23 protein-coding genes and 1 other RNA gene are annotated in these 26,030 nt (G+C 63.5%); 6 read left to right on the top strand and 18 right to left on the bottom strand.

The genetic code is table 11. The features are described from left to right. Window positions 1–123 precede the first annotated feature (123 nt). A complete protein-coding gene (locus PY254_RS05680; protein WP_281014505.1) occupies window positions 124–1,053 on the bottom strand; it encodes a M23 family metallopeptidase in 930 nt (309 codons plus the stop codon). A 27-nt stretch (window positions 1,054–1,080) separates the two neighbouring features. Here PY254_RS05680 and PY254_RS05675 point away from each other — a divergent pair, with 27 nt between their 5' ends. After that, window positions 1,081–1,563, top strand: coding sequence for a DciA family protein (locus tag PY254_RS05675; RefSeq protein ID WP_281015165.1), 483 nt, complete (start codon window positions 1,081–1,083; stop codon window positions 1,561–1,563). 175 nt (window positions 1,564–1,738) lie between these two features. Here the strand turns inward: PY254_RS05675 and lpxC are convergent, their stop codons facing one another. The 17 genes from lpxC to rsmI all read right to left on the bottom strand — a co-directional run bounded on the left by lpxC (window position 1,739) and on the right by rsmI (window position 20,219). Next, window positions 1,739–2,653 carry a UDP-3-O-acyl-N-acetylglucosamine deacetylase gene (gene lpxC / locus PY254_RS05670; protein WP_281014504.1) on the bottom strand — a complete coding sequence of 305 codons (915 nt, stop codon included), beginning with the start codon at window positions 2,651–2,653 and terminating at the stop codon, window positions 1,739–1,741. Window positions 2,654–3,147: 494 nt separating this feature from the next. Continuing rightward, the gene (ftsZ, locus tag PY254_RS05665; protein WP_281014503.1) at window positions 3,148–4,341 is read right to left on the bottom strand and encodes a cell division protein FtsZ; all 1,194 of its coding nucleotides are present in this window, start codon (window positions 4,339–4,341) and stop codon (window positions 3,148–3,150) included. Window positions 4,342–4,463: 122 nt separating this feature from the next. Then, window positions 4,464–5,696 (bottom strand): cell division protein FtsA, encoded by a 1,233-nt coding sequence (ftsA, locus tag PY254_RS05660; RefSeq protein WP_281014502.1) that lies wholly within the window; start codon window positions 5,694–5,696, stop codon window positions 4,464–4,466. 10 nt (window positions 5,697–5,706) lie between these two features. Continuing rightward, entirely contained in the window at window positions 5,707–6,441 is a 735-nt protein-coding gene (locus PY254_RS05655; protein ID WP_281014501.1) for a cell division protein FtsQ/DivIB, read from the bottom strand. Continuing rightward, entirely contained in the window at window positions 6,438–7,376 is a 939-nt protein-coding gene (locus PY254_RS05650) for a D-alanine--D-alanine ligase (RefSeq protein ID WP_281014500.1), read from the bottom strand. The genes PY254_RS05655 and PY254_RS05650 overlap by 4 nt, the downstream gene beginning before the upstream one ends. 14 nt (window positions 7,377–7,390) lie before the next feature. Continuing rightward, complete coding sequence (gene murC, locus PY254_RS05645; RefSeq protein ID WP_281014499.1) at window positions 7,391–8,830, bottom strand: UDP-N-acetylmuramate--L-alanine ligase; 1,440 nt, start codon at window positions 8,828–8,830, stop codon at window positions 7,391–7,393. Then, window positions 8,827–9,900, bottom strand: a complete 1,074-nt coding sequence (murG, locus tag PY254_RS05640) for an undecaprenyldiphospho-muramoylpentapeptide beta-N-acetylglucosaminyltransferase (RefSeq protein ID WP_281014498.1) — start codon at window positions 9,898–9,900, stop codon at window positions 8,827–8,829. The genes murC and murG overlap by 4 nt, the downstream gene beginning before the upstream one ends. Then, window positions 9,897–11,138, bottom strand: a complete 1,242-nt coding sequence (gene ftsW, locus PY254_RS05635; RefSeq protein WP_281014497.1) for a putative lipid II flippase FtsW — start codon at window positions 11,136–11,138, stop codon at window positions 9,897–9,899. Before ftsW ends, murG begins: the two co-directional genes overlap by 4 nt. Beyond that, on the bottom strand, window positions 11,138–12,238 hold the full coding sequence (gene mraY / locus PY254_RS05630) for a phospho-N-acetylmuramoyl-pentapeptide-transferase (RefSeq protein ID WP_281014496.1): 1,101 nt from the start codon (window positions 12,236–12,238) through the stop codon (window positions 11,138–11,140). Before mraY ends, ftsW begins: the two co-directional genes overlap by 1 nt. After that, complete coding sequence (murF, locus tag PY254_RS05625) at window positions 12,228–13,601, bottom strand: UDP-N-acetylmuramoyl-tripeptide--D-alanyl-D-alanine ligase (RefSeq protein WP_281014495.1); 1,374 nt, start codon at window positions 13,599–13,601, stop codon at window positions 12,228–12,230. Before murF ends, mraY begins: the two co-directional genes overlap by 11 nt. Further along, the gene (locus PY254_RS05620; RefSeq protein WP_281014494.1) at window positions 13,598–15,106 is read right to left on the bottom strand and encodes a UDP-N-acetylmuramoyl-L-alanyl-D-glutamate--2,6-diaminopimelate ligase; all 1,509 of its coding nucleotides are present in this window, start codon (window positions 15,104–15,106) and stop codon (window positions 13,598–13,600) included. Before PY254_RS05620 ends, murF begins: the two co-directional genes overlap by 4 nt. Next, window positions 15,103–16,896 carry a peptidoglycan D,D-transpeptidase FtsI family protein gene (locus PY254_RS05615; RefSeq protein WP_281014493.1) on the bottom strand — a complete coding sequence of 598 codons (1,794 nt, stop codon included), beginning with the start codon at window positions 16,894–16,896 and terminating at the stop codon, window positions 15,103–15,105. Before PY254_RS05615 ends, PY254_RS05620 begins: the two co-directional genes overlap by 4 nt. A 17-nt stretch (window positions 16,897–16,913) precedes the next feature. Beyond that, window positions 16,914–17,174, bottom strand: coding sequence for a cell division protein FtsL (gene ftsL / locus PY254_RS05610; RefSeq protein ID WP_281015164.1), 261 nt, complete (start codon window positions 17,172–17,174; stop codon window positions 16,914–16,916). Window positions 17,175–17,179: 5 nt separating this feature from the next. Continuing rightward, window positions 17,180–18,106, bottom strand: a complete 927-nt coding sequence (rsmH, locus tag PY254_RS05605) for a 16S rRNA (cytosine(1402)-N(4))-methyltransferase RsmH (protein WP_281014492.1) — start codon at window positions 18,104–18,106, stop codon at window positions 17,180–17,182. Window positions 18,107–18,146: 40 nt separating this feature from the next. After that, entirely contained in the window at window positions 18,147–18,602 is a 456-nt protein-coding gene (gene mraZ / locus PY254_RS05600; RefSeq protein WP_281014491.1) for a division/cell wall cluster transcriptional repressor MraZ, read from the bottom strand. 327 nt (window positions 18,603–18,929) lie between these two features. Next, an RNA gene (gene rnpB / locus PY254_RS05595) (RNase P RNA component class A) lies at window positions 18,930–19,308 on the bottom strand. An 83-nt stretch (window positions 19,309–19,391) separates the two neighbouring features. Next, window positions 19,392–20,219: a 16S rRNA (cytidine(1402)-2'-O)-methyltransferase gene (gene rsmI / locus PY254_RS05590; RefSeq protein WP_281014490.1), complete on the bottom strand. Its 828-nt coding sequence runs from the start codon at window positions 20,217–20,219 to the stop codon at window positions 19,392–19,394. Between the two features lie 81 nt (window positions 20,220–20,300). Here rsmI and PY254_RS05585 point away from each other — a divergent pair, with 81 nt between their 5' ends. The 5 genes from PY254_RS05585 (at window position 20,301) to PY254_RS05565 (ending at window position 26,015) form a co-directional block, all read left to right on the top strand. Continuing rightward, complete coding sequence (locus PY254_RS05585) at window positions 20,301–22,217, top strand: penicillin-binding protein activator (RefSeq protein WP_281014489.1); 1,917 nt, start codon at window positions 20,301–20,303, stop codon at window positions 22,215–22,217. Further along, entirely contained in the window at window positions 22,217–22,573 is a 357-nt protein-coding gene (locus PY254_RS05580) for a YraN family protein (protein WP_281014488.1), read from the top strand. Before PY254_RS05585 ends, PY254_RS05580 begins: the two co-directional genes overlap by 1 nt. 44 nt (window positions 22,574–22,617) lie before the next feature. Further along, window positions 22,618–23,988: an FAD-binding oxidoreductase gene (locus PY254_RS05575; protein ID WP_281014487.1), complete on the top strand. Its 1,371-nt coding sequence runs from the start codon at window positions 22,618–22,620 to the stop codon at window positions 23,986–23,988. Window positions 23,989–24,065: 77 nt separating this feature from the next. Further along, complete coding sequence (locus tag PY254_RS05570) at window positions 24,066–24,641, top strand: uracil-DNA glycosylase family protein (protein ID WP_281015163.1); 576 nt, start codon at window positions 24,066–24,068, stop codon at window positions 24,639–24,641. Window positions 24,642–24,761: 120 nt separating this feature from the next. Then, window positions 24,762–26,015, top strand: a complete 1,254-nt coding sequence (locus tag PY254_RS05565; protein ID WP_281014486.1) for a nucleoside permease — start codon at window positions 24,762–24,764, stop codon at window positions 26,013–26,015. Window positions 26,016–26,030 lie beyond the last annotated feature (15 nt).

The raw sequence follows: 26,030 nt of genomic DNA, 5'->3' as shown, positions 1-26,030 counted from the left end.
CCACTTGGCACCGTCCGTCAGGCCGGGCTGGCAGGGGCGTTTGCGCTGGCACCGCGCCTCGCCCGCCATCCTGAATGGCGCCGACTGGCGCGCGATTCAAGGGATGGCCGTTGCTTGATGGTTTCAGCGGTGATTGCGCACGAAGGCCAGCGGATTGATCACGCGGCCGTCATACCAGACCTCGAAATGCACGTGCGAGCCGGTCGACCGGCCGGTGGAACCGGCCTTGGCGATCACGTCACCCACCTGCACGTGCTGACCCGGCCGTACCACCAGTGCACTGTTGTGCGCGTAACGGGTCATGTAGCCGTTTCCATGGTCGATTTCGACCACGTTGCCATAGCCATGACGAACACCGGCAAACGTCACCATGCCCTCAGCCACCGTATGCACGGATGTTCCGTAGGGTGTCGAGATATCCAACCCGGTATGCCGGGCGGAACGGCCGTCGAACGGATCGGCGCGCACGCCGAAATACGACGAGATATAGCCGGGTACCGGCATCCCGGTGGGTTTCAGGTTGGATTCGATGCGTGCGTCCAGCAACAAGCTCTGCAGTGCGGACAACTGCGCCTGCTGGCTGTCAAACTGCCGCGCCAGCTGTTCGATGCTGTCGTCCAGCGCTGGCGGCAGCGCGTAGGCAGATCCACTGGCGTCCTCGACGCCACCTAGCGCAGGCTGCTGATCGAAGTTGAACTCGCCAGCATCCAGCTTGCCGACCTGAGCCAGCCGTTCGCCCAGGGCGTTCAGCCGGGTTGACTGCGCCTGCAACTGACCCAGCTTGACTGCCAGCGCATCCATGCCACGCCGCGCCTCATCGCGCACGCCACTCAACGCGGACTTTTGCTGACCGATTTCCTGCTGCAACGAGCGAATGTCAGCCAGCGAACGATCCCGCGGACTGGCGACCAGCAAGGCCAGCGCAACGCCTGCGCCCATGCAGCCAAGCACGGCCAGCGACAAGAGCGAAACCAGCTTCCAGCGCAGGCGACGATCCGCCAGATCAAGGGTTTTCGGCAATTTCCTGGCACGTGATACGAGTATGATTTGCATGTCTTTCCAAGATCGATTTCCGGCACCATGCAACGCGTGACCCCGGCCACTTCCCGCCGCAGCAACAACGGACCGAAGTCCCTTGCCGATTGCGGCTCCTTCGCGACGCTGGCCCGCAAGGCTGCGTCACTGGAAGCGCTGGATCGCGCCTTGCGCCAGACGTTGCCATCGCCATTGCGCGAGCAGGTGAGATTCGCCAACCTGCGCAACGACCGCCTCGTCTTTCTGGCGTCTTCACCGGGCTGGGCATCGCGTCTGCGCTTGATGCAGACACAGATCCTTGCCGCCGCACATGCCATCGGCACACACGCCAGTTCAGTCACCGTGAAAGTAGTTCCCCCAACACCGGCCGCCACACCGCCGGATCGATCGAAACCGCTCTCGCTTGCCGCTGCCGCCCACCTGGTGGCGGCCGCCGCGTCATTCACAGACCCCGAATTGCGGGCACTGTTCCTTGAGCTGGCGTCCCTCGCCGAAACCGCTGATTCCCCTGTCTCCGAAACGAGCTGAAGTCGACACCCGCCGATTCGGTGACGGGTTTTATAGCATGTCGTTTGTTAAGAGATGAACCCCGACCTTCCGGAACGTGAAGTCGGCCGCCTTCAGAACAGGCTTCCCATCACGAAAACGGCCGTGTCTCGCGACACGGCCGTTTTTGATTTGTCCCGAACAGAGGTTTGGAACCTCAGATGGCCTGCGCAGGATGCGCATACGAGATCGGCGAAGTCGCCGGATCGTCGTGGTAGCTGACTTCTTCCCACGACGAGGCATCGGCCATCAGTGTACGCAACAGCTTGTTGTTCAGCTCATGACCGGACTTGTGCGCATGATAGGCACCAATCAGGCTGTGACCAAGCAGGTAAAGGTCACCGATGGCGTCCAGAATCTTGTGTTTGACGAATTCGTCCTCGTAGCGCAGGCCGTCTTCGTTGAGTACGCGGTAGTCATCCAGCACCACGGCGTTGTCCATCGAGCCACCCAATGCCAGGTTGCGCTCACGCAACATTTCGATGTCGCGCATGAAGCCGAACGTACGCGCCCGGCTCACTTCCTTGACGAAGGACGTGGTGGAGAAATCGATCTCGGCGCGCGAGGTGCGCGGGCTGATGATCGGGTGGTTGAAGTCGATCGAGAAGCCTACCTTGAACCCCTCGAACGGCTCGAAGCTGGCCCATTTGTCGCCTTCCTGCACCTTCACCGGCTTCTTGATCCGAATGAAACGCTTGGCCGCGTTCTGCTCTTCGATACCGGCAGACTGCAGCAGGAACACGAACGGACCGGCACTGCCATCCATGATCGGCACTTCCGGCGCGGACAGGTCGACGTAAGCGTTGTCGATGCCCAAGCCAGCCATCGCCGAGAGCAGGTGCTCAACCGTGGACACGCGGGCATCACCGTTGACCAGGGTGGTCGACAGCCGGGTATCACCGACATTGTCTTCACGCGCACGGATGTCCACCGGCGGATCGAGGTCGGTTCGTCGGAAAACGATGCCGGTATTTGGCGCCGCAGGCCGCAAGGTCATGTACACCTTGTCGCCGGTGTGCAGGCCGACACCGGTCGCCCGGATGATATTTTTGAGCGTACGCTGCTTGATCATTTTTGTTGGTACCTGTGTAGGCAGCAGCCAATCAGGAGCGGATGCTAACACAGTTTTAACCTGTGATAAAAGCAAACCGTACCGTACAGTCTGATTAAGCCTGATGGGCTTTCTGCCCTGAGGCCAGGAGCAAACACCCCCTTTCCCTTTTGCAACGATGCAGCGACGCGATGCCCCATACCTGGGACGGGAATCCGGTACGGGACATCGAGCCTGCCATCACGACAAAACTTTGATGGCTGGCCACGCGCCATCCTGGTGCGCAGCACTACCTGGCGACATGACGGTGAACGACCCGCACGGCAGCAAAACCTTGCTACTAGCCTGCGGACCTTGCCTGGCGATCGCGCCGCCCACCTGTCGGGCGATACGCAACCAACCCGACAATGACCGGCCCAGCGCACGTTCGTTCACTACTTTCGCGCCTTCCACTGACTTGCACAATCTGTCAGAAGTCCGTCGTTGGAAAGTCAGCCTGCGGGAGCTTCTCCGTTTCAGTCCGCCTGTCGACGCAGGAACGCCGGGATATCCAGGTAGTCAAAGCCCGGTTCGGCGTGCTTCGCCGGTGGCGCCGACTCGGTCCGACCCTGGTTGGCGTGCACCACGTCCGGCTGGGCGTAGTCGACCACTTCGTTGCCGGTGCCGGTACGCAGCACCACCGGACGCGGGCGCATCTGCACCTGCTGGGTGGTTTCCACGATGCGGATTGGCGGCTGCTGGCGCGAGGCGATGGCGCGGTTGAGGCCGGTGGCGACCACGGTGACGCGCACGTCGTCCTTCATCTCGGGGTCGAGCGAGGTACCGATCACCACGGTGGCGTCTTCGCTGGCGAAGTCGTGGATGATCCGACCGATCTCGTCGAATTCCCGCATGGTCAGGTTCGGACCCGCCGTGACATTGACCAGAATGCCGCAAGCGCCGTTGAGGTTGACGTCTTCCAGCAGCGGGTTCTTGATCGCCGCCTCGGCCGCGGCCTGGGCACGATCATCGCCACGGGCGGTGCCCGAGCCCATCATCGCCAGGCCCATTTCGGACATCACGGTACGCACGTCGGCGAAGTCGACGTTGATCAGGCCTGGGGCGGTGATCAGGTCGGCAATGCCCTGCACGGCGCCCTGCAGCACGTCATTGGCGGCCTTGAACGCGTTGAGCAAGGTGACTTCGCGGCCAAGTACGCTGAGCAGTTTCTCGTTCGGTACGGTGATCAGCGAGTCGACATGCTGGGACAAGTCTTCGATGCCCTTCAGCGCAACCTGCATGCGACGACGGCCTTCGAACGGGAACGGCTTGGTCACCACCGCCACGGTGAGGATGCCCTTCTCCTTGGCCAGCTGTGCCACCACCGGTGCCGCACCGGTACCGGTGCCGCCACCCATGCCGGCGGTGATGAACACCATGTCGGCACCTTCCAGCATCGCCTCGATCCGTTCACGGTCCTCCAGTGCGGCCTGACGGCCGACCTCGGGGTTCGCGCCGGCGCCGAGACCCTTGGTCACGTTGCCACCGAGTTGCAGGTGGGTTCGCGAGCCGCAGCTGGTCATTGCCTGGGCGTCGGTGTTGGCGACGACGAATTCCACGCCTTCGATGTGAGAGTTCAACATGTGTGCCACGGCATTGCCGCCGCCGCCGCCCACGCCGATCACCTTGATGACTGCATTAGGTGCGAGTTTTTCGATCAGTTCAAACATTTCCCGTCCTCCGTAGAGTTGTTGTCGTTTTAACCATGGGTGACGACTCCTGTCGGTCCATGGTGATGGGTGGAATCCCTCCACCCGGGATGACGCTTCCTGCGTCATCCGAAACCTTTTGCTCAAAAATTCCGGGTCAGCCAGCCGCGCACTTTGCCGACCAGCCCACCGACGCTGCCGCCCACCTGTCCGCCTACCCGCATGCCGCCAGCGCGTGCGCCGTGCAGCAGCAGGCCCACGCCGGTGGCATGCAGCGGACTGGAGACGACGTCGCCGAGCCCATCAATTTGTTGCGGCACGCCGATGCGCACCATCTTGTGGAAAATTTCCTCGGCCAGTTCCAGCGCGCCTTCCATCTTTGAAGCGCCACCGGTCAGCACCACGCCGGCCGCCACCAGGCTCTCGTAGCCGGAGCGGCGCAACTGGTCCTGCACCATCTCGAAAATCTCCTCGTAGCGCGCCTGTACGCTCTGCGCCAGCGACTGCCGGGCGAGCCGACGTGGCGGGCGATCGCCGACGCTGGGCACCTGGATGGTTTCCTCCGCATGCGCCAGACCGGTCTGCGCGCAGGCGTACTTGATCTTGATTTCCTCGGCATGCGCGGTGGGCGTGTGCACGCCGTAGGCAATGTCGCTGGTGACCTGATCGCCACCGACCGGCAGCGAGGCGGTATAGCGGATCGAACCCTGGGTGTAGATCGCGATGTCGGTGGTGCCGGCGCCGATGTCGACCAGGCACACGCCCAGTTCGCGCTCGTCGTCAGTCAGCACCGCCTTGGCACTGGCCAGCGCGGACGGCACCAGTTCGTCCACGGTCAAGCCGCAGCGCTGGATGCACTTGGTGATGTTCTGCACGGCCGCCGCCGCGCCGGTGACCAGATGCACGTTCGCTTCCAGCCGCACGCCGCTCATGCCGACCGGATGGCGAATGCCATCCTGGCCGTCGATACGGTATTCCTGCGACTCCTTGTAGAGCACCTTGCGATCAGCTGGAATCGCCACCGCGCTGGCCGCTTCCAGCACTTGTTCCAGATCGGCGGCGGTGACCTCGCGGTCGCGGATGGCCGCGTTGCCGTGCGAGTTGCGGGTTTCCAGATGACTGCCGGAAATCGATGCGTAGACCGAGCGGATGTCACAACCAGCCATCAGCTCGGCTTCTTCCACCGCGCGCTGGATCGAATGCACGGTGGATTCAATGTCGACCACCGAGCCGCGCTTCATGCCGCGCGATACATGGGTGCCGATACCGATCACGGTGATCGGCTCGCCCGGCTCGTACTCGCCGACAATCGCCACCACTTTCGAGGTGCCAATATCGAGACCGACGACCAGCTGCTTGTCGTTGCGCGGCTTCATAGGGAAATGCTCATGTGCGAGGCGAACCTCCAGCGTTGACGGCGGCCGCTTGCGGCCAGCGCACGGCGAATCCATTGGTGTAGCGAAGATCGGCGTAGGCGAAACCATCGGCGTGCCCGGCGATCAGCTGCGGATACACCTCGAGGAAACGGCGCAGACGGCGGCCAGCTTCTTCGCGATCACCGATCACGATTTGCGCACCACTGCGGGTAGTGATGCTCCAGCTACCGCGTTCGGTCAGCGCCACGCCGCTGATCTGCAGGTGCGTGCCGGCGAAGGCCTTCTGCGTATCGGCGTAGAAACTGACTACTTCGGCCAGCCGCGCGTCCGGGCCATGCAATCCCGGCAGCTCGCCGAGGTTGTCCATGCCGGGCGCATCGAATACCAGCCCTTGCCGACTGATCAACTGCTTGTCGTTCCAGCGCGCGAACGGCTGGCGCTCATAGATACGCAACTGCAAAGTGTCCGGCCAGCGCTTGCGCGCCTCGACCGACTCCACCCACGGCAGCGCTGCCACGGCTTTCTGCACACCCTCCAGATCCAGCGCAAAGAAGCCCTTGCCCAAGCGCGGACCCACGGCGGCGCGGATGTCGCTTTCGCTGACATGCTTGAATTCAGCCTGCACAGTCAATTGCGTCACCGGCCAGCGATCCGCGGCGAACCAGCCGCGCAACAGGCCAACGATCGGCAGCGCCACAAGGACCATGGCCAGACACCAGGCAGCGAGGCGGACGGCTCCCTTCACAAGCCCTCCCGAAAACTGGTTTCCAGCACGCGCCAGCACAGTTCCTGATAGTCGATGCCTTCTACCGCGGCGGCCTTCGGCACCAACGAGTGCGAGGTCATGCCCGGGGCGGTGTTCACTTCCAGCAGCCAGTTGCGGCCGGCGCGATCACGCATCACGTCGACCCGGCCCCAACCGGCACAACCGAGCGCGTCGAACGCCTGCAACGCCAGCACACGCAACTCCGCTTCCGCCTCGCCCTCCTGGCCGGGGCACAGATACAAGGTGTCTTCGGCGATGTACTTGGCGTTGTAGTCGTAGAACGCGCCCTTCGGCACAATGTGGATCGACGGCAGCACCTGCCGACCAAGGATGGCGACGGTGAGCTCATCGCCTTCAATCAGGGTTTCCATCAGCAGGTCACCCGGATATTTCGCTGCCAACTCCACGGCCTGTTCCAGCTGCGAAGCATCGAACACGCGGGTGACACCCACGCTGGAACCTTCACAGGCCGGCTTCACGATCAACGGAAAGCCCACCTGACGCGCTGCCGCATGCACGTCGGCGCCACGCGGCAACGCCACGAACTTCGGCGTGGGCAGACCGAGCGACTGCCACACGCGCTTGGAGCGGGTCTTGTCCATCGACAGCGCCGAGCCGAGCACGCCTGAACCGGTGTAGGGCACGTGCAGCGATTCCAGCGCGCCCTGCAGCACGCCATCCTCACCACCGCCATGCTGGCCGTGCAGAATGTTGAACACGCGCGCGAAGTGGCCGGCGCGCAGCGCATCGAGCAACGCCGGAATGCCATCGATGGCCTGCGCGTCGATGCCGCGCGCCCGCAACGCTTCGAGCACATTGCGACCGGAGTCCAGCGACACTTCACGTTCAGCCGAACTGCCACCCATCACCACGGCGACGCGGCCGAACTGGGCGGCATCGGTGATTCTGGCCATGCTGGGGTTCGCGCTCACTTGTGTGTCCTCAGGTTACCCAGCTGGGCCAGTTCCACCGCTGCGGCGCCGATGTCACCGGCACCGAGCAGCATCAACAAATCGCCGTCGCGCAGCAGCGCCGGCAGGCTGTCTTTCAGATCACGCGGATGTTCGACCAGCACTGGATCGACCTTGCCGCGCGCACGCACGGCACGCGCCAGCGCGCGTCCGTCGGCACCGGCGATCGGCGCTTCGCCCGCGGGATACACGTCGGTCAACACCAGCACGTCGGCTTCAGCCAATACGTTGGCAAAGTCATCCAGCAGATCGCGAGTGCGGCTGTAGCGGTGTGGCTGGAAACCCACCACCAGACGACGCTCCGGCCAGCCGCCGCGGGCGGCAGCAAACACGGCAGCAAGTTCGCGCGGGTGATGGCCGTAGTCGTCGATCAGCAACACACTGCCGTGGTCCAGCGCGAGTTCACCGCGCCGATGGAAACGACGACCCACGCCCTCGAAGTTCTCCAGTGCACGCGCCAGCGCAGCAGCCTCAACGCCGAGCTGCCAGCCGATGGCTGCCGCCGCCAACGCATTCAGCACATTGTGCCGACCCGGCAGATTGAGCTTCACCGGCAGTAGTTCGTCGCGCCCAGGCAGCTGCAGATCGAAATGCATCTCGAAGCCGTGCTGGCTCACGTTGAGCGCGCGCACATCGGCGTCCACCGTGTCGATGCCGTAAGTCATCACCCGGCGTGTGGTCGACTTGGCCAACACCGCCACTTCCGCATCATCAACGCACAGCACGGCCAGGCCATAGAACGGCAACCGGTGCAGGAAGTCGGCGAAGGCTTTTTTCACCTCGGCAAAATCGCCGTGGTAGTTCTCCAGATGATCGGCGTCGATATTGGTGACCGCCGCGATCACCGGCGACAGCAGCAGGAACGAGCCATCGGATTCGTCGGCCTCGGCAACCAGATACTGGCCGGTGCCCAGCCGCGCATTCGCACCGGCGGCGTTGAGCTGACCGCCGATCACGAAGGTCGGGTCGTAACCCGCTTCGGCCAGCACGCTGGCGGTGAGACTGGTCGTGGTGGTCTTGCCGTGGGTGCCGGCAATCGCCACGCCGCGGCGGAAGCGCATCAGTTCGCCCAGCATCTCCGCACGCGGAATCACCGGAATGCGCGCCTCGCGGGCAGCGACCAGCTCGGGGTTGTCCTGCCTGATTGCGCTGGACGTCACCACCACGTCGGCGTCGCCGATGTTCTCCACCGCATGGCCGACGTGCACGGTGATGCCCAGCTTCTGCAGCCGCTGTGCGGTCGGCGAATTTGCCCGGTCGGAACCGGACACGGCATGGCCCAGATTGTGCAGTACCTCGGCGATGCCACTCATGCCGACGCCGCCGATTCCGATGAAGTGAACCCGACGGAAGGTGCTCATCGGATCTTCATGCGAGTGCAATCGACGCGGCGTCATGCGGCGACCTCCAGGCAAGCCTGCGCAATCACATTCGCGGCATCCGGCTTGGCCAGCGTGCGCGCGGCCTCGGCCATGGCCAGCAAGCGCTCGCGATCACCCAGCAGCGACTCCAGCCGCTGCGACAAAATCTGTATGTCCAGCTCACTCTCCTGCATCAGTTCAGCCGCGCCCACGGCCACCATGACTTCGGCATTGCGCGTCTGGTGGTCGTCTACTGCATGCGGAAACGGCACCAGCACGGAGCCCAGTCCCACCGCAGCCAGCTCGGCGAGGGTCAACGCACCCGCGCGGCACACGGCAAGGTCAGCCCACCCGTAAGTTGCCGCCATGTCGTCAATGAATGAAACCACCTCGGCTTGCACGCCGGCTTTCTCATAGGCGGCACGCGCCTCGTCCAATCCGCGAGTGCCGCACTGGTGCAGCACGTCAGGACGTTGTTCCGCCGGCAGCAGCGCCAGCGCCTGCGGCAGCGCGAGGTTCAGCGCACGCGCGCCCAGGCTGCCGCCCAGTACCAGCAAGCGCGGCTTGCCATCACGGCCCGTCATGCGCTGCGCCGGCGGCGGCAGCGCTGCGATCGCATCACGCACCGGATTGCCAACCCATTCGGCGTGCGGCAGGGCATCGGCAAAACCCGCCAGCACGCGCTGTGCCAGGCCGGCGAGTTTGCGATTGGTGAATCCAGCTACGCGGTTCTGCTCATGCACCAGCAGCGGTCGACGCAACAACCATGCAGCCACGCCACCGGGGCCGGCGACATAGCCACCCATCGACAACACGCTGCGCGGATTCACCTGGCGCAACACGGCCAGCGATGCGATGAGCGAACGCAACAACATCAGCGGCGCCAGCAGTCGGGTCTTCCAACCCTTGCCGCGCAGGCCACCCACCGCAACCGTGTGCAGTTCGATCTGATGGGCCGGCACTACCGTGGTCTCCATGCCGCCGAGCGCGCCCAGCCAAACCACCGGCACCCCCTTCGCGCGCAGGCAGTCGGCCACCGCGAGGCCCGGGAAAATGTGACCACCGGTACCGCCGGCCATGATCAATACGGGACGCTGCGCGGTCATGCGGGTACCGCCTCGCGCGACTTGTTTGCGTCATTCACATCCGCAGCTGCGACAGCGGCTGGCATCCGCGTAGCCATTTGCCGCGCGTCCAGTGCACGATTGATTTCATAAGTGGCACGCAGCAACACACCGGCCATCGCGCAGGTCAGCGCCATCGACGAGCCGCCGTAGCTGATCAGCGGCAAGGTCAAGCCCTTGGTCGGCAACGCGCCAAGGTTCACGCCGACCGAGACGAAAGCCTGCATCGCCAGCATCAACGAGATGCCAAAGGCGACGTAGCCGGCGAAGCGCTGACCGACTTCAACGCCCTTCAATCCGATGTACAAACCACGCCCTACCGCCAGCCCGAACAGGCTGATCACCAGGATCACGCCGGCCAGTCCCAGCTCCTCGCCGATCACTGCAAAAATGAAATCGGTGTGCGCTTCGGGCAGATAGGACAGCTTCAGCACGCTGGAGCCCAGACCGACGCCCGTCCATTCGCCGCGACCAATCGCCATCAATGACTGGGTCAGCTGGAAGCCGTCGTTGAACGGGTCCTTCCACGGGTCCATGAACGAGGTGAGCCGCTTCATGCGGTAGCTCTCGCCGGTCGCTGCGATGTACAGCAACGGCATCAACGGCAAGCCCATCAGGAACAGGAAGATCGGTCGCGCACCGCCGAGCCAGACCATCGCGATGGTCACCGCGATCACCAGCGTGGCGGAACCAAAGTCCGGCTGCGCCAGCAGCAACAGCACGATCAGACCCGCCACCATCACCGGCTTGAACAGGCCAAGGAAACGGGTCTCCACACTTTCGCGGTGACGCACCAGATAACTGGCCACGTAGACCACCAGAATCAGCTTCACCGCTTCGACCGGCTGGAACGTGGTGACCAGCAAGTTGAGCCAGCGTCGCGCACCATTGATGCGCATCCCGAAGTGCGGCACGAACACCGCCAGCAGCAGCAGGAAGGCCAGCGCCAGCAACGGGAAGGCAAACTTTTCCAGCAGCTTCAACTCGGTGCGCATGGCAACGCCGGCGGCGATCAGGCCGATACCGAGAAACAGCAAGTGCTTTTTCAGGAAGTAGAACGCACCGATGTGCTGGCTGTCGGCTACCGAGATCGAGCTCGACGTCACCATCACCACGCCCACGCTGGCCAGCCCGATCAGCGCGACCAGCAACCACAGATCGAAGCTGCCGCGCGGTCCGGTGCGACGTTTGGCCTGAGTGGCGGCGTCGAAGATCGGCATCAGCGCACCTTCAACGTGGCAAGACCGATCAGCACCAGCACGACGCTGATGATCCAGAAACGCACAATCACGCGAGGTTCGGGCCAGCCCTTCAATTCGAAGTGGTGATGGATCGGCGCCATGCGGAAGACACGCTTGCCGGTGAGCTTGAAGCTGGCCACCTGGATCATCACCGACGCGGTCTCCATCACGAACACGCCACCCATCACCAGCAGTACCATTTCCTGACGCACGATCACCGCGACGCAGCCCAGCGCGGCGCCCATCGCCAGTGCGCCCACATCACCCATGAACACCTGCGCCGGATAGGTGTTGAACCACAGGAAGCCCAGACCTGCACCGGCCAGCGCGCCGGTAAAGATTGCCAGTTCACCCGCGCCCGGAATCGACGGAATGCCGAGGTATTCGGAGAAAACCTTGTTGCCAGCGAGATAGGCAAACACGCCGAGCGCACCGGAAACCAGGACGGTGGGCATGATCGCCAGACCGTCCAGACCGTCGGTAAGGTTCACCGCGTTGGAGAAGCCGACGATCATGAAATAGGTGATGACGATGAAGAACAGGCCCAGCGGCAACACCACGTGCTTGAACAGCGGCACGTACAGCGCGGTCTCCGCCACCGGCAATCCCGCAGTGGCATGTGGCGCGGTGTAGTACAGAAACAGCGCGGCACCAAGGCCGCACACCGACTGCCAGAAATACTTCCAGCGGCTGGCCAGCCCACGACTGTCCTTCAACACCAGCTTGCGATAGTCGTCGTAGAAGCCGATCGCACCGAAGCTCAACAGAACGGCCAGCACCACCCATACGTAGCGGTTGTGCAGGTCGGCCCAGAGCAGGGTCGACACGGTGACCGACAGCAGGATCATCACGCCGCCCATGGTCGGTGTGCCGGCCTTGACCAGATGCGTCTGCGGACCGTCGCTGCGCACTACCTGACCTGCCTTCAGCGCCGCCAGTCGGTTGATCAGCCACGGCCCACACAGCAGCGACATCGACAACGCAGTCAGCGCCGCCATGATCGTGCGGAAGGTGATGTACTGGAACAGATGCCAGGCGGTGAAATGCCGTGCCATCCAGTCCGCCAACTCAAGCAGCATGCGAGGCACCCCCGTTGTTCTTGTCTGCATTACCCAGCAGCGCAGCAACAACCTGCTCCATACCGGCCGAACGCGAGCCCTTCACCAGGCAGGTGACGCCGCGATGCAACTGCGCCTGCAGCGCTGCAATCAGCGCAGGCTGGTTCTCAAAGTGGATGGCACCTTCACCGAACGCTTCGACCGTTGCCCTGCCCAGCGAACCCACGGCATACAAGCGTTCAACCCCACGCTCGCGCGCCAGCGCGCCAATACCGGCATGCAGCGCATGCGCGTCTGCTCCCAGCTCAGCCATGTCGCCCAGCACCAGCCAGCGCTCGCCGCCGGCGAGCAGCAAGGTGTCGATCGCCGCCGCCATCGAACTGGGATTGGCGTTGTAACTGTCGTCGATAAGCGTCCAGCCACCCGCAGCCACTTCGCGACGCAGGCGACCGGCAACGCCATGCGACTGTTCCAGTCCCGCGACGATGGTCGATAGCGGCACCTGCAATGCCAGCCCCACGGCCGCGGCAGCCAGCGCGTTGGCGATGTTGTGCCGACCCGGTAGCGGCAACACGACTTCGGCATCGCCCTGCGGCGTACTCAACACGAAGTGCGAGCCATCCACACGCAGCTCGATGATGTCCGCTCCGACATCTGCCTGATGATCCAGACCGAAGCGCATCACTTCACGCGTTCCGGCCAGGCCGACGAAGAAGTTGGCGAAGGCGTCGTCAGCATTGACGATCGCCACACCATCGACCGGCAACGCCTGATACAGCGCACCTTTGGTTTCGGCCACGCCTTCGATACTGCCCATACGCTCAAGATGCGCCGGCGCAATGAGCGTGATAAGGCCGATATCGGGCCGTGCAATGGCAGCCAGATACGCGATGTCGCCGGGCTTGCCGGCACCCATCTCGAACACCGCATATTCGGTGTCGACCGGCATCGCCAGCAGGCTCAACGGCAGGCCCAATTCGTTGTTGTAGTTGCCGCTGCTGACATGGGTGCGACCGTGCCGCGAAAGAATCGAGGCAACCAGCGTCTTTACCGTGGTCTTGCCGTTGGAACCGGTAATCCCCACCACGCGCACGTCACGCTGTGCACGCACCGCACTGGCCAGATCACCCAGCGCCAGCTCGGCGTTGTTGACCAGCACCTGGGGCAGTTCACTGTCGACCTTGCGGGTGACCATCGCGGCCACCGCGCCACGCGCCGCCGCTTCAGCGAGATAGTCGTGACCATCGACATGCTCGCCCTTGATCGCCACAAACAGGTCGCCCTGCTTCAGCTTGCGTGTATCAATGGCCACGCCAGTGACTTCGACATCACCCGCCAGCAGGCGGCCGCCGGTCCACATCGCAACGGTACCCAGGGCCATCATGCGCAGTGCTCCCGCGGCAACTGTTCCAAAGCTGCGCGCGCCACCTGCAGGTCATCGAAAGGATGCTTGCCGGTCGCACCGTCCTGATAGGTTTCATGGCCCTTGCCGGCAATCAGCACCGCATCGCCCGGCCCCGCCAGCGCCAGCGCATTGGCGATCGCCACTGCGCGATCACGTTCGACCGCCATCGCCGGCGCTGCCGTCATGCCGGCAACGATCTGCGCCACGATCGCATCGCCGTCTTCGCCACGCGGGTTGTCGTCGGTGACGATCGCCACGTCGGCGAGTCGCGCCGCGATCTCGCCCATCAATGGACGCTTGCCCGCATCACGCTCACCGCCGCAGCCAAACACACAGATCAACTTTCCCGCGCAATGTGCACGTACAGCGCTCAATGCCTGCTCAATCGCATCCGGTGTGTGGGCGTAGTCGACCACGACCAGCGGCTGGCCACGAACGCCACCGAGGCGGCTCATGCGTCCGTTCACCGGCTGCAACCGGGCAAGCACTTCAATGATCTGCGTGAACGACTCGCCCAGCGCACCAAGACAGCCCACCACGGTCAGCAAATTGGCCACGTTGAAACGGCCGATCAACTGGCTGCGAATAACCCGGCTGCCCCACGGCGTACGCAAGTGGAAAGCCAGGCCCTCGGCGGAAGTGACGATGGCGCTGGCGGCGATCTCCGCCTCGCTGTCGCCGGCGGCGCTGAAGCGCAACAATTGCACGCCCTGCGGCAGCTGCGTTGGCAGACTGCGACCGAAGGTGTCATCGGTATTGACCACCGCACTGCGCAGCCCGGGCCAGGTGAACAGCCGCGCCTTGGCAGCGCCATAGGACTCCATACTGCCGTGGTAGTCGAGATGGTCGCGGGTGAGGTTGGTAAACGCAGCCACTTCAAAATCGACAGCAGCCACCCGCCCCTGCACCAGCGCGTGCGAGGAAACTTCCATCGCCACATGGCTGGCGCGATTGTCGCGAAACGCTGCCAGTTGCTCCTGCACGCTGATCGCATCGGGTGTGGTGCGCTCGCCTTCATGCAGCTGACCGTGCAGGCCGGCACCCAGCGTGCCGATCGACGCCGCGCGATGGCCCAGCAAGGTCAGCGCCTGCGCCAGCAATTGCACGCACGAGGTCTTGCCATTGGTGCCGGTGACACCAACCATGCGCAACGATTCGCTGGGCCGCTGATAGAAACGCGCGGCGATCTCGCCAACTTGCGTGTGCAGCCCATCAATCCACAACACCGGCACATCCAGCGCCGCCGCCTGCTCGGTCATCGGCGCTTCGGCGAGCACGACCCGCGCGCCACGCTGCACGGCAGCCGCAGCAAAAGCAGTGCCATGGGCCTGGCTGCCACGCAAGGCAAAAAATGCATCACCGCGTTGCACGCGGCGCGAATCGAGCGCCAGCCCATCCACCTTCATGCGCGCCGTTTCCGGCGCCGCGGCAAGTTGCGCGTCGGCGATGCCCAGCAGCAGCTGGTCGAGATGGCCGACGTTCATTGTTCATCTCCATCTACCGGCGCGTCGTCAATTGGCGCGTCGACCGGCGGCTTGCTGCCGACCAGTCCGTCCGGACTCTGCAGCGGACCGCCGACATACCAGCGACCGATATTGTCCGGCGGCACGTCAAGCAGTCGCAGCGCGCCCTCCATCACCTTGGCAAAGACCGGACCGGATACGGTGCCGCCGTAGTAGCTGCCCTTCTGCGGATTGTCGATCACTACCACCGCTGCAAGCCGGGGGTTGGAAGCGGGCACGATGCCGGCGAAAGCCGAGGTGTAATTGCTCTTGGCATAGCCTCCGGCATTGGCCTTGTGCGCGGTACCGGTCTTGCCGGCCACGCTGTAGTTGGCGATACGCGCCATGGTGCCGGTACTCCCCGGTCCGGTCACCGTCTCCATCATCTGCAACAACTCGTGCGCCACCTCGGGCGAGACGATCTGCTTGGCCGGGCTGTCACTGCCCTTGATGAAGGTGGGGCTGTGCATGACGCCAGCATCGGCGATGGTGGCGTAGGCGTTGGCTAACTGCAGCACGGTGACATTGAGGCCGTAACCGTAACCGAGAATTGCCTTTTCGAGCGGGCGCCAGTCACGACCGATGCGCAGATAGCCGGAAGCCTCACCAGGGAAGCCGCTTTCGGTGCTGTTGCCGAAACCGAAGGCACGATAGGTGTCATACATCAGCGACGTATCGAGCTGCATCGCGATGTGTGCGGCGCCGACGTTGCTGGATTTGGTGATCACACCCGTCGGTGTCAAAACCCCGTAGTTATGGGTGTCGTGGATGTCATGACCCTGGAAGAACCAGTGCCCACCGGTGGTATCGATCAGCGGACTGGTTGGAGTGAACTTGCCACTGGACAGAGCAGCCGCCATCAGGATCGGCTTGATCGTCGAACCCGGCTCCAGCACATCCGTCATCGCGCGATTGCGCCGCTGGCCGGGCTTGCTGCCGCTGAGCGCGTTCGGGTTGTAGGTCGGCAGATTGACCATCGCCAGCACTTCGCCGGTGCGCACGTCGAGCACCACCATCGAGCCGGAATCGGCCTGTGATTTCTCCAACGTGTTCTTCAGCTCGTTGTAGGCAAGAAACTGGATGCGACGATCGATGCTCAGCGTGAGGTTCTGGCCCGGCTTCGGCGCGCGCACCTGTTCGAGGTCTTCGACGACATGCCCCATGCGGTCGCGAATCACCCGCTTGGCACCCGGCTTGCCGGCCAGCCACTCGTCATAGGCCAGTTCCAGACCTTCCTGACCACGGTCGTCGATGTTGGTGAAACCGAGTACGTGCGCGGTCACCTCACCGGACGGGTAGTAGCGCTTGAACTCGCGCTGCCCGTTGATCCCCGGAATACCCAGATCAAGCACCGCCTGCGCTGCCGCCGGCGCCATCTGCCGGCGCAGATAGACAAACTCGCGATCCGAACGCTGCGCCAGTTGCGCCTTCAGGCCGTCCGCATCCACGCCCAACGCCTGCGCCAGTGCAGGAATGCGCTCGTCGTTGTCGAGCACTTCGGACGGGTTGGCCCAGATCGACATCATTGGCGTCGACACCGCCAAGGGCTCGTTGTTGCGATCGAAAATGGTGCCGCGCGAGACCGGAATCGGCACTTCGCGCAGGAAGCGTGCATCGCCCTGACGCTGATAGAACTGCTTGCGCACCACCTGCAGATCGAACGCGCGCGCGACCAGCGCCGCAGACACCAGACCAAGCAGACTGACCACCACCACCATGCGCCGACGCGCACTGGGGCCGACGCTGCGACGACGTACTGGCGGGGCGGGCATGAATGACTTGCGCACTTTCATCTCAGCAACCGAACGTCTTGCGGGCGCGGATCGACCATGCCCAACTTCTGTCGGGCTTCATCGTCGATGCGGCGCGGCTCGGCATAGGTGGCCTGCTCCAGTTCGAGCTTTCCGTATTCGATATTCAACTCGTCGCGCTGGTTTTGCAGTGCGGTCAGATTGACGAACAGCACACGGCTCTCGTGACGCGTCCATACCACGCCGATTGCACTGACGAGCACCGCCGCCAGCAGCATCAGCATGAAGAGGGCGCCGATCACCTTCATCCCAGCTTCTCCGCCACGCGCAGCACGGCCGAGCGTGAGCGCGGGTTCGCCGCCAGCTCGACATCACCCGGAAACTGCGCCTTGCCGACCGCGGCAAGCTGCGCAGGCGCACCCTGCACCGGCGGTCCGCGACGGCTGTTCTGCACGCGACCGGAATGATCGCGAATGAACAACTTCACCGCGCGATCTTCCAGCGAATGGAAGCTGATCACCGACAGGCGGCCACCCGGCTTCAATCGTTCCAGCGCTGCGTTCAGGCCCTGCTGCAGGGCATCCAACTCACCGTTGACGCGAATCCGCAATGCCTGGAAGCTGCGCGTGGCCGGGTGTTTTCCCGGCTCACGCCGGCCGACCAGACGCTCGATCAGCGCAGCCAGCTGCCCGGTACGCGTGAACGGAGTGGCATCGCGATCGGTCACGATGGCGCGCGCAATGCGGCGGCTGTGGCGCTCTTCGCCGTAGTTCCACAACACGTCGGCGATCTCGCGCTCGCTGGCCTGGGCCAGGAATTCGGCGGCGCTGTCGCCCTGCGTGGTGTCCATGCGCATGTCCAGCGGCGCATCGGCCATGAAGCTGAAACCTCGCGCAGCCTCGTCCAACTGCGGCGACGACACGCCCAGGTCGAGCAGCACGCCATCGAGGCCGGCGGAAGTTTCGTCCCACTCGGCCAGGCTGGAAAAATTGGCGTGACGGATCGACACGCGCGAATCCGCGGCAAACTCGGCCTGCGCGGTGGCAATGGCGGCGGGGTCACGATCCATCAACAGCAGTCGACCTTCGGCACCCAGGCGCGACAGCACCGCGCGAGCGTGACCGCCGCGACCAAAAGTTCCATCCAGATAGCGCCCGCCTGTTTGCACGGCGAGTCCCTCCACTGCTTCACCCAGCATCACCGGGATGTGCCGCAAAACTTGCTCGGCCATGCCGCACTCCCGTCCCGTTCCACGTGTGTCGCTGCGCCGCTTACAGGCGCAGTTCGGCCATTTCGTTGGTGATGTCGTCTTCGCCGATGCTCTGGCGGATCTTGGCCAGATGAGCCTGCTCGCTCCACAACTCGAACTTGTTGCCCATGCCCAGCAGCACCGCCTTTTTCTCGATACCTGTCGTCGCACGCTGACTGGCCGGAAGCAGAACTCGCGCCGCACCATCAGGCTCGACCACCGCTGCAGCGCCAACCAGCTTCATTTGCATGTCGCGATGGGCGGCCTTGACCTTGGACAGCGCGTTCACCTGATCGCGCACTTTTTCCCACTCGGCATGCGGAAACAGCCACAGACAGCCCGTCTCGAACGGGTTGTAGGTAATCACCAGGCGATTGGCGCACTCGCCCGCCACCTGTTCCCGATACGCAGTCGGGATGGTCAGGCGACCCTTGTCGTCGATGGTGATGGCGGTTTCGCCCTGGAACACGATCAGCACACTCCACTAAAACCCACAATTTCACACTGAGGCCCACGATAATCTCGCCCCATGAGACTGTCAAGGCAATTTCGCTTGTGAATCAAGGAGTAAAGGCAAATTCCTGACCGTACATGCAGCATATTCTCAGGAACACCTGCAAGGTGTTTGAAAGCAGAGAATTTTTTAAGATTCCAGACCATCAACTTCTGGCCAAAATCAGGCATAACGGCGCGAGAACCGCGCGAAATCGCGCCATTTCGTGGTCATGGGATGAACTTCCGTTCATATGAATCACGTGAATGATCACCCCGACCGACAGGTCGGGGTGATCATTCACGCGCAAAGAGGTGGAGTCGGCCTGTAAGCCGGGTTCTGTACGTCTTGCGACGCGACAGTCATTCCTCTCGGCCAGGCGTCACCGCCTGGCTCCAGCAACCTACCCGGGAACAACGCGGGCCGCGTTATCGTTCCCCTATTTGGTCTTGCTCCGAGTGGGGTTTACCGTGCCGTACGACGTTAGCCCCGTACGCGGTGCGCTCTTACCGCACCCTTTCACCCTTACCTGTGCCCGCGCTACCCGAAAGTAGCAGGGGCCATCGGCGGTCTGCTCTCTGTTGCACTGGCCGTCAGCTCACGCTGCCCAGGAGTTACCTGGCACTCTGCCCTGTGGAGCCCGGACTTTCCTCGATGCACTTGCGTGCGACGCGACTGTCCGGCCGACTCCAATCCCAGTGTAGTAGGAGCGCACCCTGTGCGCGATGCTTTTTGCTCGTCTCGCACAAAAGCCATCGCGCACAGGCTGCGCTGCTACCCTTCGTAGAGAAGCTTGCGGGGCGCCCCGCTGATCGCCGCAGCCAGCTTGGCGGCCTTGGCTGGCGGCAGTTCATCACGCAGGATGGCAAAGATGCGCTGACCTTCGGCCAGCCTGGCATCCACTTCCTCGCCCCGTCCCGCGACCAAAATCACGTGCTCGCCACGTTGCTGGTCCGGATCGGCCACCACGCGCGCTGCCAGTGCGGCCAGCGGTTCACCCAGCACCGTCTCGAACATTTTGGTCAGTTCGCGTGCCAGTACCGCCTCGCGCTCGGCACCGAACACATCGCGCATGTCGGCCAGGCTCTCGGCGACGCGATGCGAAGACTCATAGAAGATGAGCGAGCGCGCATCGCCGGCCAACTCCTGCAGACGACTGCGGCGCGCCGCCGCTTTTGCCGGCAGAAACCCCTCGAACACGAAGCGATCACTGGGCAGGCCGGCCACGGACAACGCGGCAATGGCAGCACAGGCGCCCGGCACCGGAATGCAACGAATACCAGCCGCGCGAGCCGCCCGCACCAATCGAAAGCCCGGATCGCTGATCAACGGCGTGCCCGCATCCGAAATCAGCGCCACCGAATCACCCGCCTGCATCCGGCGCACGATCGCGTCCACCGCATCGCGCTCGTTGTGGTCGTGCAGGGCGATCAGTGGCGTATCGATATTGTGGTGTATCAGCAACGGGCGGCTGTGGCGGGTGTCCTCCGCCGCAATCACGGCCACCTCGCGCAAGGTGGCAATGGCACGCGCGGAAAAATCATCACGATGACCGATTGGCGTGGCAACCACCCACAAACATCCTGACTGAACTGATGACATTCGCAAACTCCGGCAGCACGAGGCAACAAACCAATCCGCTATGATCGCGCATTGACGACCATGACGAACCAGGGATTTCCCATGCGCTTCATGCGCCTCTCGCGCACCGCCGCGACCGCCGTGCTGTTTTCATTGCTGCTGGCCGCCTGCGTGCCGGCGAACGCACCGCGCTCAGCCAGCGAACTTTCTGCGGCACAGGACGCCTCGGCGCTGGCCGCGCAGGGCCAGTTCGAGCAGGCAGCCCAAGCCTGGCTGAACCTTGCCGCGCAATCTCGCGGCCATGCCGACAGCTATCGCCTGCACGCCGTCGAGGCATGGCGCGAGGAAGGGCAGCTTGAACGCGCCAGCGCGACGCTCGCCAGCATCAAGCGCCAGAACCTGAGCGGCGACGAACCGGCACGATTGGACTTGCTGCGCGCCGAGTTGGCACTCGATCAGCACGATGCCGCTACCGCGTTGCGATTGACCACACAGCCGAACGTGAACATTCCGGCCGCGCTGCAAGCGCGCCTGCTGGAATTTCGAGCGCGCGCCATGGCCGCCAGCGGCGACCCGTGGGGCGCCGCGCTCACGCGCGTTCAACTGGACGGCCAGCTCAGCGGATTTGACCACGGCCAGAATCGGCAGCAGATTCTTGACCTGCTCAGCCAGGTCGGCATCGATTCGCTCAAGCAGCGCGCCGCCGGCATGCAGCGCGGCGATCGCATGCTGGCATGGGTAAACGAGGCGCTTAGCCAACTGGGCGTGACCGTGGCGCAAGCTGCCCAGGAACTGCAGCAACCTGTCGGCACCTTGTTGCCCGGCGCCGATGCCAATGTGCGCGAAGGTTATCGGGTGCCCAGCCAGATCGCCTTGCTGCTGCCGATGGATGGCAATTTTTCGGCTGCCAGTACAGCGATCCGCGAAGGCTTCTTCGCCGCCTACCTGGATGCTGGACGCAACCATGCGCCACGCCCTTCGGTGCGCGTTTACGACAGCAAAGGCACCGCTGACGGCGCCATCAAGGCTTATCAGCAGGCGGTCAGCGAAGGTGCGCGGCTGGTGATCGGGCCGCTGACCCGTACCGAAGTGGCCGCTGTGTTCAGCCAGACCCAGCTGCCCGTGCCGCTGCTGGCCTTGAACCATCCCGACGACAAACAGCTACCCACCGGCGAGGCCAGCGAATTCGGCCTGCTGCCGGAAACCGAAGGCGCTCAGGCCGCCGATCACATGATCGAGCGCGGCGTGCGCAAGGCATACGCGTTCGTCTCCAACGACGATTTTGCGCAGCGTGCGTTGGGTGCTTTCAAGGCTGAGCTCGCTGCACGCGGCGGCGAGCTGCTCGGCACGGTTACCTTGCCGCCCGGCGTAACCAGCTACGCCGACATCATTGCCGGACTGAAGTTGCCAACTGGCCCGGTCGCGTCAGCATCGACAGAGCCAGCCGCCAGTGCCAGTTCGAGTTCCGCGCCCGTCGCGATCACGCCGATCAGCGATAGCGGTATCTTCATCAGCATGCGCCCGCAGCAGGCGCGCCTGCTGCTGCCACAGTTGCATATCGCACAGATCAACTTGCCGGTGTTTGCCACCTCGCATGTTTATGAAGGCAATGATGACGTCGCCGCCAATCGCGACCTTGATGGCGTTGAGTTTTGCGACGCACCGTGGCTGTTCGACGCCCAGCCCGGACTGCCTAACCGCAACGACATTGCCGCACGCTTGCCCGCCGCGCGCGGCGGTGCAGCGCGGCTGTTCGCGTTCGGTATGGATGCCTGGAACCTGGTGCCGTACATCGACTGGCTGCGCGCGCATCCGGGCAGTTATGTGCCCGGCGCCAGTGGCCAGCTGGCGGCGGACCAGTTCGGCCGCGTAAGGCGCGTGCTGATCTGGGCGCGTTTCCAGGACGGCCTGGCTCGCCCGCTCGGCGGCAGCCTGCAGATGGACGACGTGCCATCCACGGCACCACCCGCCACGAGCGCGCCGTCGTCGGGCGAGACGGCGCAGCCAACGACTCACTGATGCGTGCCGCCGGCAACAGTTTCGAACAGCGGGCCTGCACGGAACTGGAGCGCGCCGGCCTGCAACTGCTGGCGCGCAACTACACCACGCGCCACGGCGAGCTGGATCTGATCATGCGCGAGGGCGACACCGTGGTGTTCGTTGAAGTGCGTTATCGCAAGAGCGCCAGTCACGGCGACGCCGCCAGCTCGGTCACGGCGGTCAAACAGGGCAAACTGATTCTCGCCGCGCAGCACTGGCTGGCTGCGCACCCCCAACACGCGCGCAGCGCCTGCCGCTTCGACGTGGTCAGTTACGACGGTCCGCCCGACGCCATCCGGCAGGCCTGGCTACGCAGCGCCTTCGACGCGGCCTGATCTGGCTCAATACTGATTCATCCGGCATGGTTTACGTTTGCAGCATGCATCTGCCTGCCGAATTGCGTATGCGTCTGGGTGAAATCTTTTCCGCCGACAGCTTCGCCGTGGGCGAGACGGAGCGCATCGCTTACTCGCATGACAACTCACGACGGCACGCCCTGCCCGACGCCGTGGTGTTTCCCACTGACCATGCCCAGGTGGAAGCACTGGTGCAGGCTTGCCGCGCGCACCAGATTCAGGTGATTGCACGCGGCCGCGGCACCAATACGATCGGCGCCACCGTACCGATCGAAGGTGGTGTGGTGGTGAGCTTCGAGCGAATGAACCGGATCATCCGGATTGATCCGGACAGCCGCCTTGCCGTGGTGGAGCCCGGAGTATTGAACGGCGAGCTGCAGCAAGCTCTCTTCTCGCACGGGTTGTTTTGGCCGCCCGACCCCAGCTCGTCTGCACAATGCAGTATCGGCGGCAATCTCGCCTGCAATTCGGCTGGTCCGCGCACCGTGAAGTACGGCAGCCCACGCGAGAACACCCTGGGCTTGCGCGCCGTCGCCGGCAACGGCGAAGGTTTTCGCTGCGGCACTTACACCAGCAAGAGTTCGACCGGTTACGACCTCACCCGACTACTCATCGGCTCGGAAGGTACGCTGGCGCTGATCACCGAAGCCACCCTGAAACTCACTCCCAAGCCTTCAGCCATGCGCACGCTGCGCGCTACCTATGCCAACGTGGATGCGGCAGCGCGTGCGGTGGTGCGGATCATGGCCCAGCCGGTGACCCCCTGCGCGCTTGAATTCATCGACGATGTGGCCTTGAAGCTGGCCCACGCATACGGCGGCGACAGCGTGCCGTTGGCCGGCGCGTTGCTGATGATCGAAGTAGACGGCGAAGCAGATACGCTGGATAGCGCTGTGGAGGCCGTTTGCGCCGCGGCACGCGGCGCCGGAATGCAAAAGCTGCGGGTTGCTCAGAGCGCCGAGGAAACGCGCGCACTCTGGTCGGCACGCAAGGCACTGTCGCCGGCCCAGCGCACGATTTCACCGAACAAGATCAACGAAGATGTGGTGGTGCCAGTCGGCCATCTGGCGGCGTTGGTGAACGGCATCAAGCAGCTTTCCGCGCAACATGATGTATTGATGGTGAGCTTCGGTCATGCCGGCAATGGCAACCTGCACGTCAACCTGCTGCCGCGCGACGAGGACGAGCGCGAACGCGCACACGCCTGCCTCGCCGATTTGTTCGCACTGGTGCTTTCACTCGACGGCACGCTGTCGGGCGAACATGGCATCGGCTTGCTCAAGCGCGAGTTCATGCCGCTCGCGCTGGAAGCGTCGACGTTGCAGTTGATGCGCAACATCAAGACGGCATTCGATCCGGACGGGATACTCAATCCGGGAAAATTGTTGCCGTGAGTTCAAAGGATCGACAAGTGGAAGTGGCCGAACAGACAACGAGCAACACCGCGAAGCAAGCGGGCGCAGTGAGCGCGTTGCTCAAGCAGATCCAGGCCTGCCGGATCTGCGAGGCGCATTTGGCCCTCGGCCCGCGACCCGTGCTGCAGGCTTCGGCGACGTCGCGCCTGCTGATCGTCAGCCAGGCGCCGGGACGCAAGGTGCATGAGAGCGGCATTCCGTTCAACGACGTCAGTGGCGAGCGTCTGCGTGACTGGCTGGGCATCGACAAGGCGACGTTTTACGACGCCAGCCGGGTCGCAATCGTGCCGATGGGCTTTTGCTTTCCCGGCAGCGGCAAGAGCGGCGACCTGCCACCGCGGCCGGAATGCGCGCCGACCTGGCATCCGTTGCTGTTTCCGCTGCTTGGTCGAGTGCAACTGACACTGGCGATCGGCCAGTACGCTCAGGTCGGCCTGCTCGGCACGACACGCAGCGCCAGTCTTACCGACACCGTGCGCGATTGGCGCAGCCACCTTGCGCGCGGCGTCCTGCCGCTACCGCACCCAAGTCCACGCAACCGTCCCTGGGTCATGCACAACCAGTGGTTTGAAGACGAGCTGCTGCCGGTACTGCGTGAGCGCGTGGCGATGGCACTGCAAGAGCAACCTTGAGTCGCGCTGTGCAGCCTACCTTGCCGGTTTGCAGCAGCATCCTCTAACCTTCGGCAAGGTTTGGGACCGCGACTAGATCACGGCCCTGCAGGGGAAACTACGCATGCCGGATAATCGCCAATGAGTCTCAAGCTCCGCCTCATCATCATGAACTTCCTGCAATTCTTCGTGTGGGGTTCGTGGCTGACCACCGTGGGTAACTATTGCTACCAGACGCAACACTGGTCGAGCACCGAGTTCGGCGCGATCTTTGCGACGATGGGCATCGCCTCGCTGTTCATGCCGGCGCTGATGGGCATTCTGGCGGACAAGTGGATCAACGCCGAACGCCTGTATGGCGTGCTGCATCTGCTCGGGGCATGCATGCTCTTCATCGTGCCGACGGTGGGCAGCCCCCAACTGCTGTTCTGGGTGATGTTGGTCAACATGTGTTTCTACATGCCCACGATCGCACTATCGATCACCGTGGCATACAACGCACTGAAGGCCGACGGCCAGGACATCATCAAGGTCTATCCGCCGATTCGCGTGTGGGGAACGGTCGGTTTCATCGTCGCGATGTGGACAATCAGCCTGCGTCACCTGGACACCTCGCCAACGCAGTTCTACGTCGCAGGTATCGCCGCCGTCTTGCTTGGGTTGTATGCGTTCACCCTGCCACGCTGTCCGCCTGCCTACACCAAACACACTTCGCTGGTCGATGCGCTGGGCCTGCGCGCATTTGCCTTGATGAAGCAGTACAAGATGGCCGTGTTTTTCCTGTTCGCCATGGCACTGGGCGCATCACTCCAGTTGACCAACGCCTACGGCAACACCTTCCTCAGCGACTTCGGCAGCAACGCCGTTTACGCACAGTCGTTCGTGGTGAAGTACTCAAACATCGTGCTGTCACTGTCACAGGTGTCGGAAACGCTGTTCATCCTGGCCATCCCGTTCTTTCTGTACCGCTTCGGCATCAAGACGGTGATGCTGATCAGCATGATAGCCTGGGTGCTGCGCTTCGGTCTGTTCGCTTATGGCAACCCGACTGACCTGCTGTGGATGATCCTGATGTCGAACATCGTCTACGGCATGGCGTTCGATTTCTTCAACATCTCCGGCTCGCTCTTCGTCGAGGGTCAGGCCGACCCGCAGATTCGTGCCAGTGCACAAGGCCTGTTCATGCTGATGACCAACGGCATCGGTGCGGTGCTGGGCAGCTCGCTGAGCGGCATCATCATCGACCGCTACTTCACCGGCGCCGGTGGCGTGCTGCAGTGGCATCAGATCTGGCTGGCCTTCGCCGCCTACTCGCTGGTGGTAGCCGTACTGTTTGCCATCCTCTTCAAGCACAAACACGTACCTGATGCGGTCACCACGCCAGTACACATCTGAGCTTCCCCCGGCAGC

Source organism: Rhodanobacter sp. AS-Z3 (assembly GCF_029224025.1).
Taxonomy (GTDB): domain Bacteria; phylum Pseudomonadota; class Gammaproteobacteria; order Xanthomonadales; family Rhodanobacteraceae; genus Rhodanobacter.
This window is presented reverse-complemented; position numbering and strand designations above follow the sequence as displayed.

Coding starts and splice junctions, on each gene's coding strand:
- PY254_RS05680 (WP_281014505.1), bottom strand. CDS start 1,053: ATGCAAATCATACTCGTATCACGTGCCAGGAAATTGCCGAAAACCCTT.
- PY254_RS05675 (WP_281015165.1), top strand. CDS start 1,081: ATGCAACGCGTGACCCCGGCCACTTCCCGCCGCAGCAACAACGGACCG.
- lpxC (WP_281014504.1), bottom strand. CDS start 2,653: ATGATCAAGCAGCGTACGCTCAAAAATATCATCCGGGCGACCGGTGTC.
- ftsZ (WP_281014503.1), bottom strand. CDS start 4,341: ATGTTTGAACTGATCGAAAAACTCGCACCTAATGCAGTCATCAAGGTG.
- ftsA (WP_281014502.1), bottom strand. CDS start 5,696: ATGAAGCCGCGCAACGACAAGCAGCTGGTCGTCGGTCTCGATATTGGC.
- PY254_RS05650 (WP_281014500.1), bottom strand. CDS start 7,376: ATGGCCAGAATCACCGATGCCGCCCAGTTCGGCCGCGTCGCCGTGGTG.
- murC (WP_281014499.1), bottom strand. CDS start 8,830: ATGACGCCGCGTCGATTGCACTCGCATGAAGATCCGATGAGCACCTTC.
- murG (WP_281014498.1), bottom strand. CDS start 9,900: ATGACCGCGCAGCGTCCCGTATTGATCATGGCCGGCGGTACCGGTGGT.
- ftsW (WP_281014497.1), bottom strand. CDS start 11,138: ATGCCGATCTTCGACGCCGCCACTCAGGCCAAACGTCGCACCGGACCG.
- mraY (WP_281014496.1), bottom strand. CDS start 12,238: ATGCTGCTTGAGTTGGCGGACTGGATGGCACGGCATTTCACCGCCTGG.
- murF (WP_281014495.1), bottom strand. CDS start 13,601: ATGATGGCCCTGGGTACCGTTGCGATGTGGACCGGCGGCCGCCTGCTG.
- PY254_RS05620 (WP_281014494.1), bottom strand. CDS start 15,106: ATGAACGTCGGCCATCTCGACCAGCTGCTGCTGGGCATCGCCGACGCG.
- PY254_RS05615 (WP_281014493.1), bottom strand. CDS start 16,896: ATGCCCGCCCCGCCAGTACGTCGTCGCAGCGTCGGCCCCAGTGCGCGT.
- rsmH (WP_281014492.1), bottom strand. CDS start 18,106: ATGGCCGAGCAAGTTTTGCGGCACATCCCGGTGATGCTGGGTGAAGCA.
- rsmI (WP_281014490.1), bottom strand. CDS start 20,219: ATGTCATCAGTTCAGTCAGGATGTTTGTGGGTGGTTGCCACGCCAATC.
- PY254_RS05585 (WP_281014489.1), top strand. CDS start 20,301: ATGCGCTTCATGCGCCTCTCGCGCACCGCCGCGACCGCCGTGCTGTTT.
- PY254_RS05580 (WP_281014488.1), top strand. CDS start 22,217: ATGCGTGCCGCCGGCAACAGTTTCGAACAGCGGGCCTGCACGGAACTG.
- PY254_RS05575 (WP_281014487.1), top strand. CDS start 22,618: ATGCATCTGCCTGCCGAATTGCGTATGCGTCTGGGTGAAATCTTTTCC.
- PY254_RS05565 (WP_281014486.1), top strand. CDS start 24,762: ATGAGTCTCAAGCTCCGCCTCATCATCATGAACTTCCTGCAATTCTTC.